The organism is Sphingobacterium sp. SGR-19, assembly GCF_011043555.1.
GTDB lineage: Bacteria > Bacteroidota > Bacteroidia > Sphingobacteriales > Sphingobacteriaceae > Sphingobacterium.
In genome coordinates this window covers 691,748-706,708 of the sequence record NZ_JAAKGS010000002.1, presented here as the reverse complement: position 1 = coordinate 706,708, position 14,961 = coordinate 691,748, and the positions used below count along the sequence as shown (strand labels likewise).

At 43.2% G+C, this 14,961-nt stretch carries 14 protein-coding genes; 11 read left to right on the top strand and 3 right to left on the bottom strand.

Translation table 11 applies throughout. The features are described from left to right. Nucleotides 1-103 precede the first annotated feature (103 nt). From G5B43_RS06670 to G5B43_RS06660, 3 genes are all read left to right on the top strand, one after another. On the top strand, nucleotides 104-1,498 hold the full coding sequence (locus G5B43_RS06670; protein WP_206367257.1) for a DUF6600 domain-containing protein: 1,395 nt from the start codon (nucleotides 104-106) through the stop codon (nucleotides 1,496-1,498). A 118-nt stretch (nucleotides 1,499-1,616) separates the two neighbouring features. Then, nucleotides 1,617-2,789: a nicotinate phosphoribosyltransferase gene (gene pncB, locus G5B43_RS06665; RefSeq protein ID WP_165293921.1), complete on the top strand. Its 1,173-nt coding sequence runs from the start codon at nucleotides 1,617-1,619 to the stop codon at nucleotides 2,787-2,789. After that, nucleotides 2,789-3,493: a class I SAM-dependent methyltransferase gene (locus tag G5B43_RS06660; RefSeq protein WP_165293920.1), complete on the top strand. Its 705-nt coding sequence runs from the start codon at nucleotides 2,789-2,791 to the stop codon at nucleotides 3,491-3,493. Before pncB ends, G5B43_RS06660 begins: the two co-directional genes overlap by 1 nt. Before the next feature lie 225 nt (nucleotides 3,494-3,718). Here G5B43_RS06660 and serS read toward each other — a convergent pair whose 3' ends face one another. After that, nucleotides 3,719-4,990: a serine--tRNA ligase gene (gene serS / locus G5B43_RS06655; protein WP_165293919.1), complete on the bottom strand. Its 1,272-nt coding sequence runs from the start codon at nucleotides 4,988-4,990 to the stop codon at nucleotides 3,719-3,721. Nucleotides 4,991-5,541: 551 nt separating this feature from the next. On the opposite strand from serS, the gene rsmI reads away from it, so the two are divergent. The 4 genes from rsmI to G5B43_RS06635 all read left to right on the top strand — a co-directional run bounded on the left by rsmI (nucleotide 5,542) and on the right by G5B43_RS06635 (nucleotide 10,093). After that, entirely contained in the window at nucleotides 5,542-6,207 is a 666-nt protein-coding gene (gene rsmI / locus G5B43_RS06650) for a 16S rRNA (cytidine(1402)-2'-O)-methyltransferase (protein ID WP_165293918.1), read from the top strand. A 32-nt stretch (nucleotides 6,208-6,239) separates the two neighbouring features. Next, the gene (locus G5B43_RS06645; RefSeq protein WP_165293917.1) at nucleotides 6,240-6,902 is read left to right on the top strand and encodes a PH domain-containing protein; all 663 of its coding nucleotides are present in this window, start codon (nucleotides 6,240-6,242) and stop codon (nucleotides 6,900-6,902) included. A 3-nt stretch (nucleotides 6,903-6,905) separates the two neighbouring features. Next, nucleotides 6,906-8,528 carry an apolipoprotein N-acyltransferase gene (lnt, locus tag G5B43_RS06640; protein ID WP_165293916.1) on the top strand — a complete coding sequence of 541 codons (1,623 nt, stop codon included), beginning with the start codon at nucleotides 6,906-6,908 and terminating at the stop codon, nucleotides 8,526-8,528. Nucleotides 8,529-8,962: 434 nt separating this feature from the next. Further along, nucleotides 8,963-10,093, top strand: a complete 1,131-nt coding sequence (locus tag G5B43_RS06635; protein ID WP_165293915.1) for a cysteine desulfurase family protein — start codon at nucleotides 8,963-8,965, stop codon at nucleotides 10,091-10,093. Nucleotides 10,094-10,109: 16 nt separating this feature from the next. Here the strand turns inward: G5B43_RS06635 and G5B43_RS06630 are convergent, their stop codons facing one another. Next, entirely contained in the window at nucleotides 10,110-10,526 is a 417-nt protein-coding gene (locus G5B43_RS06630; protein ID WP_165293914.1) for a copper resistance protein NlpE, read from the bottom strand. A 67-nt stretch (nucleotides 10,527-10,593) separates the two neighbouring features. Beyond that, nucleotides 10,594-10,854, bottom strand: a complete 261-nt coding sequence (locus G5B43_RS06625) for a tetratricopeptide repeat protein (protein WP_165293913.1) — start codon at nucleotides 10,852-10,854, stop codon at nucleotides 10,594-10,596. Nucleotides 10,855-11,092: 238 nt separating this feature from the next. Between G5B43_RS06625 and G5B43_RS06620 the strand changes: the two genes are divergently transcribed. The 4 genes from G5B43_RS06620 to G5B43_RS06605 all read left to right on the top strand — a co-directional run bounded on the left by G5B43_RS06620 (nucleotide 11,093) and on the right by G5B43_RS06605 (nucleotide 14,936). Then, entirely contained in the window at nucleotides 11,093-11,830 is a 738-nt protein-coding gene (locus G5B43_RS06620) for an electron transfer flavoprotein subunit beta/FixA family protein (RefSeq protein ID WP_165293912.1), read from the top strand. Nucleotides 11,831-11,851: 21 nt separating this feature from the next. Next, nucleotides 11,852-12,826 carry an electron transfer flavoprotein subunit alpha/FixB family protein gene (locus G5B43_RS06615; protein ID WP_165293911.1) on the top strand — a complete coding sequence of 325 codons (975 nt, stop codon included), beginning with the start codon at nucleotides 11,852-11,854 and terminating at the stop codon, nucleotides 12,824-12,826. A gap of 123 nt (nucleotides 12,827-12,949) precedes the next feature. Continuing rightward, the gene (locus tag G5B43_RS06610; protein WP_165293910.1) at nucleotides 12,950-13,582 is read left to right on the top strand and encodes a bifunctional nuclease family protein; all 633 of its coding nucleotides are present in this window, start codon (nucleotides 12,950-12,952) and stop codon (nucleotides 13,580-13,582) included. Next, nucleotides 13,554-14,936 carry a nucleoside permease gene (locus G5B43_RS06605; protein ID WP_165294088.1) on the top strand — a complete coding sequence of 461 codons (1,383 nt, stop codon included), beginning with the start codon at nucleotides 13,554-13,556 and terminating at the stop codon, nucleotides 14,934-14,936. The genes G5B43_RS06610 and G5B43_RS06605 overlap by 29 nt, the downstream gene beginning before the upstream one ends. Nucleotides 14,937-14,961 lie beyond the last annotated feature (25 nt).

The following is a 14,961-nucleotide window of genomic DNA, read 5'->3' as shown; positions in this document are numbered from 1 at the left end:
ACTTTTGTGAACATCAACACGATCGGCTAATTAAACCTTCGCTATTGCTATGCAGTCATAGTAATAAGATTGACGAAAGTTTTACTATTTAAAGACGAAGATCATGAGAAGCATAAAAACACCCACCTTACTGATTGCATTAATTGCATTTGCATTTAGTGTCTTCTCCCATAAACAAGTGTCTGCTCAACCTCACGGTTCAGTTTCATTTGATTTATTTTACAATGAATTATCTCCATATGGACATTGGGATCGCGATCCTGCCTATGGTGATATTTGGTTTCCAAGAGCAGAGGCTAATTTTCGTCCGTACGGTACAAACGGTTACTGGACGATGACCGAATATGGTAACACTTGGGTATCCGACTACGACTGGGGATGGGCTCCATTCCATTATGGCCGTTGGGTTCATACCAACTACCGTGGTTGGGGCTGGATTCCGGGTTATGAGTGGGGACCTGCTTGGGTAGACTGGCGAAGCGGCGGGGGTTACTATGGCTGGGCTCCTATGGCTCCGTCTGTGGGCGTTACCGTTTCTGTTGGTTTACCGATCAATTTATGGGTGTTTCTTCCCACAAGACGTATTTACGACCGGCATATACATCGTCACTGGGCTTATGGACGTCGTAACATTTACAACCGCACAACGATTATCAACAACACCTATATCGTGAACAATAACCGTTATTATGGCGGTCCAGCACGTCGTGATATTGAACGTCATATCGGTCGCCGCGTAGCTGTTCGAAACGTACGCACAACAGACCGTCCGGGTCGCGCACGGGTAGATAATCGTTCGGTATCCATTTACCGTCCGGATAGAGCTGCCAACACGCGGAGTAACCGGAATACGGTGCGTGCAACGGGATCAAATCGTAACACCCGCGCAACGCAATCGAACAGCGGCAGGCAGGAACGTTATATCGGTAACAACCCGAATCTCAATAATAGCAATCAACGTGTAACGCGCGACAATGCCACTTCCGGACGTACGCAAGGTCGCAACGTGGGCCGTACGCCGAATGGGAAAAGCCGCGAAGGTACGACAACACAGCGCCGCGCAGGTTCGAATGAGCAACGGTCAAGTGTTAACCGCAGTTCAACACAACGGAATCAAAACGTGACGCAACAACGAAGCCCTAGGTCAAGCAATTCCCGTGCTACACAACAGCGTAGTGAAGGAAACCGTCCGACGGCAACACAGTCGCGACAAAATAACAGCCGAAGCAACGTCGGGCGCCGCGCTGCACCTAATCGGAACCAGCAGGGACGCACAGCACCTAAGCAACAGCAGCGCCAACAACGCAGCTCTTCCACCAGCAGTGTGTATCAGGCGAGCCAACGCAGTAGCTCACCAGCGCAAGTGAACCGTTCCCGCAGCAGCTCTTCGAATAGATCCAGCGTACAACGCCGGAGTTCTTCTTCGCGAGGATCAGCAACGTCAAGTAGCAGAAGCAGCAACAACAGCCGCTCTTCGTCAGCCCGTGGAAGCAGATAAAAGTTTTCTATTTTATATTGATGCGATAGCCTCCTATTTTGCCAATGCAGATGGGAGGCTTCTTTTTATGTAATTAATTAATTCCTTACCTTTACCTATTTTTACATTAAAGGCTAACATGGCGACACTCACTTCCATTCTCGATAACGACTTCTACAAGTTCACGATGCAATTTGCCGCAAGTAAATTGTTTCCAAAAGCACAGGCCAGATACCAGTTCATTAACCGGGGACAGCACAGCTTTCCTACGGGTTTTGATAAGCTGCTAAAAGAAGCTATAGGCGAGATGGCTCAGTTAAAGCTGACGAAGACGGAAAAAGAGTTTCTACGCACCAAATGCCCTTACATCGAGCCGACCTATTTGGATTTTCTGGAAGGCTATCGTTACGATCCCGATGAGGTCCATATTACACAAACAGGAGGTGATCTATCGGTCACGATAAACGGCTATTGGTACCGAACTATTCTATGGGAAGTACCGATCATGTCGTTAATCTGCGAATTATATTATGAAGTAAGCGGCGAATCGCGTATCCCCAACGATAAGGTTTGTCAGGTGGTAGAAGATAAGATGGAGAAATACGACAGATTAAACATTACCATTGCCGATTTCGGGACCAGACGTCGCCATTCATATGGAGTACATGACCTGGTCATGCGTACGCTTAAAAACCACCCATCCCAAACCTTTATTGGCACATCCAACGTACACTTCGCCATGAAATATGAGACAACGCCCATTGGCACCCATGCCCATGAGTGGTTTATGTTTCATGCTGCTAAATATGGGTACAAGATGGCGAATCTGCTCGGGCTTGAACACTGGTCGGATGTGTATCGAGGAGACTTAGGTATCGCGCTTTCGGACACCTATACGACAGCGGTATTTTTCAAGCAATTTGATAAAAAATTATCCAAACTGTTCGATGGTGTGCGCCACGATAGCGGTGATCCCATTACCTTTGCCGAAATGACCATCGAACATTATAAAAAACAGGGAATAGATCCCCAGTCGAAGACCATCATTTTCTCCGACGGACTGGATTACAACAAAGTCGAAAATATCGTCGGTTTTTGCGAGGGGAAAATCGGGCACTCCTTCGGAATAGGGACAGACTTCACGAACGATGTCGGCCTACCGCGCATGAATATCGTGTTGAAAATGGTGGAGGCAAAACCCGAAGACGGCGACTGGACAGCAGTCATTAAACTTTCTGATGAGCCGGGCAAACATACAGGAAGTCCAGACGAAATTGCTATTGCCAAACAAATATTGAAAATAGAAGACTGATGGAGCGCGACGTATATGGAGAAGCCTTGTATGATTTTCACGTGCTCGGCGACTTAAAGAATCCTTTGTTGCTGCATAGTAGCTATGGCGATATAGAAGAAATGCCCATTGAAGTTTTTTTTCGGGACGAGACCGATTTTCCCGAACTGGAACATATTGCTCTTGCGCTGTGTGATGGCCACGTATTGGATGTCGGAGCGGGCGTCGGTAGCCACGCATTGTACCTACAAGATAAAGGCTTTAAAGTGGATGCACTGGAAATATCGGAAGCCGCATGTAGTATCATGAAGCAACGCGGCGTGCAGCACATCATCCGAGAGGATTTTTTTTCGTTGAAAACAGGGAGTTATGACACGCTTCTTTTCTTGATGAACGGAGTCGGACTTGCGGGTACGATCGCGGGTCTACGGGAACTACTCCGTCATAGCAAAAAATTGCTCTCGGAAAAAGGACAACTGCTCTTTGACTCGTCGAACATCTCCTATCTGTACGAGGAATACCGCATCCCCAAACCGGAACATTACTTTGGTGAAATTCGTTTCCAATACGAGTACAAAGGAAATCTTGGAAAGCCTTTTCAATGGTTGTATATTGACCAGCAGAAGTTGATTAAAATCGCACACGAAGAGGGTTGGGTTGTTCAGATTCTTTTTGAAGATGATAATGATCAATATCTGGTGCGCATGGAACCAAGAAAAGGATAACTTTATAACAAATTAATTCCTGCTATTCACATTAAACAGAAATTGCAGGGTAATCAAACGGATTTGATACGCTTCTATCCGAATGAGGTCCGAACAAGGTCCGTATGAAGTCCCTATTAGATCCTTGTTATTAGAAAATTTTAGTTAAGTGACACATAACAAATGCCCCATAAAGCTGCTAACTTTACGGGGCATTATATCATAACAGCTTGTTATTGTTAATAATCAATCAATCCATTCAAAACCCGTATACGGAACCAAAACGTTAGGAATACGTATACCTTTTTCGGTTTGGTTGTTTTCTAGGATAGACGCTACGATCCTCGGCAATGCCAATGCCGAACCATTTAAGGTATGAGCGAATTGCATTTTGCCATTTTCATTTTTGAAACGCACTTTCAGGCGATTAGCTTGAAAGGTTTCAAAGTTGGATACGGATGAGACTTCCAACCAACGTTGCTGAGCGGCACTAAACACCTCCATATCATAAGTGAGCGCGGATGTGAAACTCATATCCCCTCCACACAAGCGCAATACACGATACGGCAATTCCAATTGCTGCAACAACCCCTGGATATACGCATTCATCTCTTCCAATACTTCGTAGGATTTATCCGGGTGAACTAGCTGCACGGTTTCTACTTTATCGAACTGGTGCAATCTATTCAAACCACGCACATGCGCGCCATAGGAACCTGCTTCACGACGAAAACAAGGGGTATATGCACAATGTTTAATGGGAAACTGCTCTTCCTTCACAATCGTATCGCGATATAAGTTCGTTACAGGCACTTCCGCTGTCGGAATTAGATAAAAATCGTCACCACCAACATGATACATCTGCCCTTCTTTATCCGGCAGCTGCCCCGTTGCAAAAGCAGAATCTTCATTCACAAGAATCGGTACTTGCACCTCAGTATAGCCAGCCGCGACCGCTTGGTCTAAAAAGAAATTAATCAGTGCGCGTTGCAAACGTGCACCTTTTCCTTTATATACCGGAAAACCAGCCCCTGTTACTTTCACGCCCAATTCCAAATCCACGATGTCGTATTTGCTCAACAATTCCCAGTGCGATAGCGCTCCGTCCGCTAATGTGGGGACCACACCGTGTTCCAAAACGACCTCGTTGTCTTCGGCAGCAACGCCTATTGGGACAGACGTATGCGGCAAATTAGGTAACTGCACAATTTTATCGTGCAATGTTTGCTCGACCTCCGACAGCTTTTCTGTTAACTCTTTTACTTGTTCTTTATATCCGGACGACTTTGACTTCACCGCTTCGGCTTCTTCTTTCTTTCCTTGGCGCATCAAGTCACCAATCTGCTTGGCAGCAGCGTTGGCCTCTGCAGCAATTGCATCCGATTCGTTCTGAATTTTGCGACGCGATTCGTCCAGTTGGATGACTTCATCAACCAATTGCACATCTTTAAAATTCTTTACCGCTAGCCGTTCGATTACTGCATCCCTGTTTTCACGGATATAATTTAACTGTAACATAAATGAATAAGTAGTTTAGAAGCACAAAGATAAGAAGTGTAGACTGGTCTTTCTTTTTTTTCCGCAAAAAAAGAAACAAAAAAGCTCGTCACTTCGGATATTTGAGATAATGGATAGTACTAAGGATGAATTTATACAGACCTCAAACATCCGGATGTGACGTCCCTTGTTAAAAAGGGGATAATACAATCCGGACCTCCATTTTTAAAGAGAATACCAATAAAACAATCATAATACTGAAATTATAACATATAATATTTTAAATTATTAAAAATATTGTATAATTTAGAACCAATAACAATCATATTAACAATTATTTGATATACGCGTTATTATTAGTTTATACAACAATATTAAGTTTGTAGTGTAATTTAAAAAATAATAAAGATGTTAAAAGATTTAGAAATTTTCGAACAGGACATCTACCCGGACTTACAGGAGTTCGCGTACGATGGCGATGACTTCACAGATTTTGAAGACTAATCCCCCTCACCCCGAGGGGGATATTTTTTTAATAACCTATCACTCATAACTATTTCTTACCTTTGATCATGCTATATCTAGTGCCTACGCCTATTGGTAATCTGGAAGATATGACCTTTCGGGCTATACGTATTTTGAAAGAGGTTGATATCATCTTGGCTGAGGATACCCGTACCAGTGCTCCGCTTCTCAAACATTTTGGTATTGAGAAGAAAGTATTTGCACATCACCAACATAACGAACATAAGGCCGTAACCGAAATTATCCGGTTTCTGAAAGAGGGACAACATATAGCATTAATCTCCGATGCCGGAACACCAGCCATCTCCGACCCGGGTTTTTTATTAGTTAGAGAGGCAATCAAGGAGGGTTTGGAAGTACAATGCCTTCCAGGCGCCACCGCTTTTGTACCCGCATTGGTCAACTCCGGATTACCTAATGATAGATTCTGTTTTGAAGGATTTCTCCCGGTTAAAAAAGGACGCCAAACACGTTTAAAACAACTTACCGAGGAGAAGCGTACGATGATTTTTTATGAATCTCCCCACCGCATCCTCAAAACGATAGAAGAGTTTATAGCATATTTTGGCGAAGATCGGGAAGCTTCTATTTCAAGGGAACTTAGTAAATTGTACGAGGAAACGGTTAGAGGAACGCTTGCAACGCTAAAATTACATTTTGAACAACATCCTATTAAGGGGGAATTTGTATTTTGTGTAGGCGGGAAAACGTGAAATATGAAGAGTGAAAGCTTTAAATTTGAAAAATGAGTGTAGATAAATTTATTCAGGATGGACAGGACGCCAAAGTGGTGGAAAGAATCCATACGAAGATAGTAGATATGCTAACGGCGGGTGAGTATATACAATATATCTCGCTGCAAAAGAAACCTGCGGTGACGTTATTACCGGATAGCATCACGATCAGCAACAGGCGTATTTTCCTTTGCGAGTTTACCAAGCTGGGACTAGCAACCAACTTTGAAATTTTTTCGTGGAACGACATCAAGGACATCGCTTTTAAAGAGGAAATCTTCGGATCGAAGGTTACGGTCATACCTTTTACAGGTGAGAACCTGACTATCGATTATATTCCAAAGGTGCAGGCACGCAAATTGTACCAACTGATCAAAACAGCATTGGAAAATCCGTCAGGCCACAAAAGTGAAGAGCCTACGCCGACTGTTCTCGAGCAAAAACCACCTGAGCAGTTCACATTACCGGTACAACCTGTCGTTGACGAACCAGCTACGCGACCGGTAACAGCGGAAAACAAAGAGGATGAAATAATAGAACAGACTGGCATATCCGTTTCGGAGGATGATGAGCTGACACAAAAACTAAAGAAGCTAAAAACACTTTATGACCGGCAGTTGATCACACAGTCTGAATATGAGAACAAAAAATCAGAACTCTTATCACAACTCTAATTCGTGAAAAAAAATTACCTTTTAGCACTTCTAAGCGCCATAATTTTATGGTTGGGTTGGCCTCCCGTTCCTTATAGTAGCCCTTTGTTGTTTGTTGGCTTCGTACCATTACTGGTTGCTATCGAAAGGGTCATCAGAGGAAATTATACTAACAAAGGAAAAAAGATTTTCTGGTTAAGTTTTCTCACAGGCTTCGTGTGGAATACTGCGTCTATCTATTGGGTATATAATGCGATGAATGCATATTTGCCATCATACGTATCACTCCTGATTTCTCTTATTCCTTTTGGATTGGCTCCGCTACTAATGGCTGTCGTTTTTCGGCTTTACTACGAGTTGCGTAAAAAAACAGCTATAATCTATAGTTTTATTGGGTTGGTTTCGTTTTGGGTGGGCTACGAGTTTCTTCACCAATGGTGGGATTTATCTTTTCCTTGGATGACATTGGGAAATGGTTTTGCTAATTTCCATCAACTGATCCAATGGTATAGCTTTACAGGTGTCTTTGGCGGTACCGTATGGATTTGGATTGTCAACTTTTTAGCGTTTCTTTTGATCTGGCAAAAACGTGAAAAGATAGAGGCCTATAGCACCAAAAAGCTATCTATTGCTATTACGGCCGTTTTGATCTCGCCCATCACTATTTCCCTTATCCAGTATAATACGTACACCGAGCATATCAACCCGTCGGAAGTGGTCGTGGTTCAGCCGAATATCGACCCTTACGGTAAATTTGGCTTTATTCCTCCTTCAGAGCAATTATCGACACTATTGGAGCTATCGGAACGCGTTGCCAAACCGAACACCGAGTTTTTCTTATGGCCGGAAACAGCAATCTCGGCAGAGGGATGGGGTATTGATGAGGAACAATTTAGAAGCTATCCGGCTTATGAACGGGTTATCGAGTTCCTTGATAAATACAAAAATGGCAATGTACTGTCGGGTATAGAAAGTTATCAGATTTACAACTATCCAAAAACCGCAACTGCCAGAGATTTCGGAAATGGCACTTTCCGTGATCCTTTTAACGCAGCTGTGTTGATCGATCAATCGAGCAAACTTCAATTCTATCATAAATCCAAGTTAGTTCCCGGGGTAGAACAGCTTCCTTTTGGGGAGATACTGAGCTTTATGAAGCCTCTTTTTGCGCATTTCGGTGGCTCCACAGGAGGGTATGGCAGCCAGGCAGAACCATCGGTATTTTACTCCCAAAGTGGTATTGGAGCCGCCCCGGTTATTTGTTATGAATCCATTTGGGGCGATTATGTAGGCGACTATATTCGGAAAGGCGCACAGTTTATTGCCATCGTAACCAACGACGGATGGTGGGGCAATACTTCCGGAAAAGACCAGCACCTACTCTACGCCAAACTACGGGCAATAGAAAACCGTCGTTGGGTAGCACGATCCGCCAATACAGGTATTTCCGGTTTCATCAACCAACGCGGCGATATTGTCCAAAAGACATCCTGGTGGACACCCGACGCCTTAACACAAGAAATTAACCTGAATGAGGAATTGACTTTTTACACCAAAAATGGTGATTTGATTTTATACTTGGCTTTATTAGGGGGGGTATTTTCTATCTTTTTTCTTTTCAAGAAACGAAGAGAAATATCGAAATAAAGAACCATTTCTTTCGACAAATTCTCTACCTCTCTTTTCTTGATAAAAATCTTTCTTGCATTTCTTTTTCCTTGACGAAAAAGAAACAAAAAGTCAAGACTGAATATAGTTCTGCTATTTTTCTTTTTCTATTCCTAAACAAAATAAACTCGCTCCGCTTCAAACAAATTTTGTTCTTAACGGAATAGCATGCAGAAAAATGGACGCAGAACGATATAAGGCCATTTTACTCTGCATAATTGCTATTCATAATGGGTTGCGTTCTACTACGCATTGCACTACTCCTCCCTTAACTTTGACTGTCGCATCCAGATATTTGAGGTCTGTACAAATCCATTCTTAGCATTATCCACTGTCTCAAATATCTGAAGCGACGATTTTTTTGGTTCTTTTTTGAGGAAAAAAAGAACATAAAAATTCCTTAATTTTGCCCCATGCAAGTATATTTCGATAATGCCGCTACTACTCCATTAGATCTCGAAGTGATAAAAGTCATGACAGACACCATGCAGGAGCATTTTGGAAACCCCTCATCTATCCATGCACACGGTCGTCAGGCAAGAACTATCATTGAAAAGGCTAGAAAAACCGTAGCAAATTTATTAAAAGCTTCCCCGTCCGAAATATTCTTTACCTCCGGCGGTACCGAAGCAGATAATATGGCTATTGTCAGGTCGATGATCGATCTAGGAATTACACATGCTATTACTTCTCCCTTGGAACATCACGCCGTTTTGCATACATTGGAAGATTTAGCAAAAAGGGACATTATACAATTGGATTTTGTCGCAGTTGATGAACGTGGCAACGTTGATTTGGATCATTTACGAGACCTGTTATCTCACAACCCGCGCACCTTCGTATCGCTGATGCATGCTAACAATGAAATTGGTACATTAACCGACATCTATAAAATTTCTGAAATATGCCAGGAATTTAATGCGGTTTTCCATTCAGATACCGTGCAGACCATGGGCCATTACGGGCACGATCTCTCCACGTTGCATATCGATTTCCTGACAGGTGCTGCTCATAAATTCCACGGGCCAAAAGGAGTAGGTTTTATCTATATCAACGGTAAAAACAAAATCCGACCGCTCATTTATGGAGGTGCGCAGGAACGTAACATGCGTGGGGGAACAGAGAACGTCTACGGCATCGTGGGTCTAGCCAAAGCACTGGAATTGTGTTATCAAAACATGGAGACTCACCGGAATTATATTCAAGGGCTGAAAGATTATATGCGTGCTGAACTGCAAAATAACATTCCTCAGGTTACATTTAACGGAAATATAAATGCCGAGGATTCACTTTACACCGTCTTAAATGTATCACTTCCTTGCACAGAAATTGCAGACATGTTACTGTTTAGTTTGGATATTGCCGGCATCTCTGCCTCGGGAGGAAGTGCATGCAGTTCCGGTTCTCAGTTGGGTAGCCATGTACTTCAAGCATTGGGTGGCGACCAAGATAAACCTGCTGTCCGTTTTTCCTTTAGCAAATACAATACAATGGAGGAAATTGATTTTGTGGTGGAAAAACTGAAAGATATCTGTTCAGCTTGAAGAAAGATAAAGGCTTTTAATTAGCATAATGGAGTACGTAGCGCTCCGCCAGTTCACCGCGAATCTCTTTTCCAGACAGATCTAATTGTCTTAATTGGTCGGGTTCCACTTTATATTTGTAATCTAACCCCTCCAAATTAAGTTCTCCGTCCCGTAGTTCCCACGTGCCTGTTTTAGAAAAGGGTTCTACACTTTTGCCGACATATATATACTCTAAAGTGTAAGCCTTGTCGTTTGCCAACGTTAACGAGGTGGCGATAGCATCGCAATCCGTACAGGGGAGATTACCTCTGTATGTTCCGACCAACCGACCCTCGCTTACTTTTCCAAACTTGTTATTTTCAATATTGGCATTCGTTCGGGTATTCACACAACCAACGGCGACTAAGAGTCCTAACAACAATCCATTTATATATATCACGAGACGCATCATACCAGATTTTTGTTATTGATAACAAAAAAAGTACCACAACGCCTCCGTTATGTCTTATTTAACGTTTTTAATCGTCCCATTCATCTTCATCCATTCCCATGGCCATATTATAGGCACTCAACAGTTCTCCATAGGCATGGCGATTTCGTAGTCGCTGGGCAATCTCCATCCCCACTTTATAAATTTCCAACGCTTCTTCCCTCCTCCCCTGCTCTTCTAAAAATTTAGCAAAATGGTAATACGTTCCAATGTAGTCCGAATGGTTTGTCCGCAAATCTTGAAAACCGGCAAGCGCGTTTTCATTATCGCCCTTTTTTTTATACTCCATCGTTATAGCGTATTTTAAAAAAGGGTCATTCGGGCTTTCTTTTAAAAACTGCTGTAATTCTTTTAGTCTGTTACCCATGGTAAAGCAAAATTAATAAAATTGTTTATGGTTCACGATTACAAAATACTATGCATGCATAGAAAAATGACAATTTGCTGACGGCTTACAAAACATCGTTTCTTGTTTTTGGTTTTTGAAATTAATAGGTTTGTGTGAAGGCTAAAAAAAATATACTCCCATGAAGATACTTGTATGTATAAGCAATGTGCCCGACACGACATCCAAAATCACTTTTACGGATAATAATACGGCGTTCAATACGGCCGGCATCCAATACATCATTAATCCGTACGATGAAATTGCACTAGCCAAGGCTGTTGAACTTGCGGGCAATGGTCAAGGTACGATAACGGTTATCCATGTGGGCGAAGCTGCTTCGGATCCCACGATTAGGAAAGCTCTGGCCATCGGTGCAGATAACGCTGTCCGCATAGATGCCCGTCCACGTGACGCTTGGTTTGTGGCGAATCAAATCGCTTCTTATGCCAAGACACAGGGCTTCGCCCTTATCTTGACCGGGCGCGAATCGATTGATTATAATGGTAGCTTGGTACAGGGGTATATTGCAGAACTTTTGGGTATACCATCTGTCTCGATTGCTAAAAAGCTGGATATCGACGGCACAAGCGCTACAGTAGAACGGGAAATTGAGGGCGGTAAAGAAGTGGTACAAATTCCACTGCCGGCGGTTATCGGAACAGCAGAGGGAGTGGCAGAACCTAAAATACCGAACATGCGCGGGATTATGGGTGCGCGCTCAAAACCGCTCGAAGTTAAAGAGGCCCTTGATGTACCTGCATTATCCCATATCACGCGTTTTGACACGCCACCTCCTCGAGGCAACGTTAAGCTTATCGACAAAGACAACGTCGCTCAACTGGTTGAGTTGTTACATAGCGAAGCAAAAGTTATATAAATCTTCATCAAAGCGCTTATTATGGCAATTTTAGTATATATCGAAAATATCGCGGGAGCATTTAAAAAATCCGGATACGAGGCGGTATCCTACGCGAAAGCTATCGGAGACGCTATCGGTCAGCCTGTCTCTGCACTCAGTATCGGAAAAGTAGGGGCTGCATCTCTAGAGAGTATTGGTCGCTACGGCGTAAAGAAAGTAATAGAAGTGAATACTGAACAGCTGCACCACTTCGTCAATCAAGCATATGCGGCTGTTATCGCAGAGGTGGCGAAGAGCATACAAGCCACGACTGTCGTACTATCTAATTCCTTTAGCGGAAAAGGGCTGGCTCCACGTATTGCAGCCAAATTGGACGCTGCACTTGCTGACGGGGCAATTACATTACCCATCATCAAGGGAGAGGTCTGGGAAATAAAAAAATCTGCTTTCTCGGGCAAGGCCATCGCAACTCAGGAGATCGCTGCTCCTGTCAAGGTAATCGCCTTGACGCCGAACACCTTCGAAGCGGTAGAAGCGCCCACAATGGTCGAAATCGAAAGTTTCCAACCGCAAGTTGCCGCAACAGATTTATCTGCGGTTGTTAAGGATATCGTACAGGCAACAGACAAAATACCATTACCCGAAGCGAATATTGTTGTGTCTGCCGGACGCGGGTTAAAAGGCCCCGAAAACTGGAGTATGATAGAGGAATTGGCTGATGTATTGGGTGCTGCTACGGCTTGTTCCAAACCGGTATCGGATGCGGGCTGGCGTCCGCACGAGGAACACGTCGGACAAACGGGATTAGCGGTAAGTCCAAATCTGTATATTGCTATCGGCATTTCGGGCGCAATCCAGCATCTTGCGGGCGTAAACTCTTCGAAAACCATAGTCGTGATCAACAATGATCCCGAAGCGCCATTCTTTAAAGTAGCTGATTACGGCATCGTGGGGGATGCTTTTGATATCGTCCCTAGACTAATTGATGCGTTCAAAGTATATAAGAATCACTAAACAAACAATTGAAACAAAGTAAAAATGGTCGGGTTGTAATCGGTTACACCCGATCATTTTTTTTGAAGGTTTTTATTTTGTCCCGAATATTTACATATTTGTATTATAGTTTAGGCATTAAGGATGAAGAAAATCAAATTAGATATAGTGGGGTTATCGTACAGTCAAACACAATCTGGTGCTTATGCACTGGTTTTGGGGGAGATGGGAGGTAATCGTCGGTTACCCATTATCATTGGAGGTTTTGAGGCACAGGCCATTGCGGTAGAAATCGAAAAAATGCAACCAAGCCGCCCATTAACACACGATCTTTTCAAGACTTTTGCCGACAACTTCCAAATCAACATTCAGGAAGTGCTGATCTACAATTTGATAGATGGCATCTTCTTCGCGAAATTGGTCTGCTCTAATGGCGATAAAACTTTCGACATCGACTCTCGAACTTCTGACGCAGTTGCGTTAGCGGTACGTTTCGGAGCACCTATATATGTATACGACTTCATTATGGATGCGGCGGGTATCGTTATTGAAAGCAACGATTTTGCTTTTTTGGAAAACCTGGAAGGTCTTCCAAAAGAAAACACGATGACGACTGCAACTCCCACACCCGCGGAAAAAGAGCACGCGCCCAAATCACCTTATTTTAATATGAGCGACGATCAACTGGAGATTAATCTCAAAAAAGCAATCGAAGCGGAGCAATACGAGACTGCGGCTAAAATACGTGATGAAATCGACAGGAGAAAAAAGGGTTAAATTACGACTAACCATTGTAAGCTTCTTTCAATTTTTTGTTTGGGGAGCTTGGCTCATTACAATCGCCAACTATTGGTTTGGCACAAAACAATGGGATGGCACTCAATTTGGTGCGATTTTTTCCACCATGGGCATTGCGGCAATCTTTATGCCAACCATCATGGGTATCATTGCCGACCGATGGATAAATGCAGAAAAATTATATAGTATTCTACATTTGTTATATTCCCTAACCCTATTTTACCTGCCACAAGTAGATAATCCACAGACATTTTTTTATATTATGTTGTTGGCGATGGGTTTCTATATGCCTACGTTGGCATTATCAAACTCCATTTCTTACACGACACTGGTCGCGAAGGGATATGATGTGGTCAAGGTTTTTCCGCCTATACGGGTATGGGGCACGATCGGTTTTATTACAGCCATGTGGGTAGTTAATCTGACAGGCAATAAGGCGACAGCATATCAGTTTTATATCGCGGGAGCTGCCGCAATGGGTTTAGGACTCTACGCGCTTACGCTCCCTATATGCCCACCAAAAAACAGAAAGCATCAAGAAAAGCAATCGTGGACAAAAACATTCGGACTAGATTCATTTAAGTTGTTTGCAAACTACAAGATGGCTGTTTTTTTTATCTTCTGCATGTTTCTGGGAGGGGCATTACAACTAACTAATGCTTACGGCGACGTATTTCTGGATGAATTCAAGTTTTATCCAAAGTACACCGACTCTTTCGCTATTAAGTACTCTACGCTCATTATGTCCATTTCACAGATTTCGGAAACACTCTTTATTTTGGCTATCCCGTTTTTCTTGAAAAGGTTTGGTATTAAAAAGGTGATGCTCATCGCGATGTGGGCCTGGGTAGCTCGATTTGGGTTATTCGCATTCGGCGACCCGCAAACGGGTTTATGGATGATCATCCTTTCGTGCGTTGTATATGGGATGGCATTTGATTTCTTCAATATATCAGGATCTTTATTTGTCGAAAAATCTACCGCAGCGCACATCCGCAGTGCTGCGCAAGGTCTCTTTATGATGATGACCAACGGCTTTGGCGCCATATTGGGGAGCCTAATTTCGGGTTGGGTAATAGACCATTATTTTACGCTGGAATTTTTCAGTGTGGAGGAGCTGGCAGCCTATCTACAGACCGAAACGATGAATAGCACACTGCTTCAATTTATCCATTCCCGGGGGATATCGATATTGTCTGACGGCCTCCTGAGTGAACACGTTTTGTTAAAGGATTGGCGTGGGATATGGTTGGCTTTTGCCGGCTATACGCTTATAGTTGCTCTTTTATTTAGCTTTTTATTTAAACATAAACACGACGGGAACACCGACTAAAAGTGTAAAAGCCTCCTAAAATGTC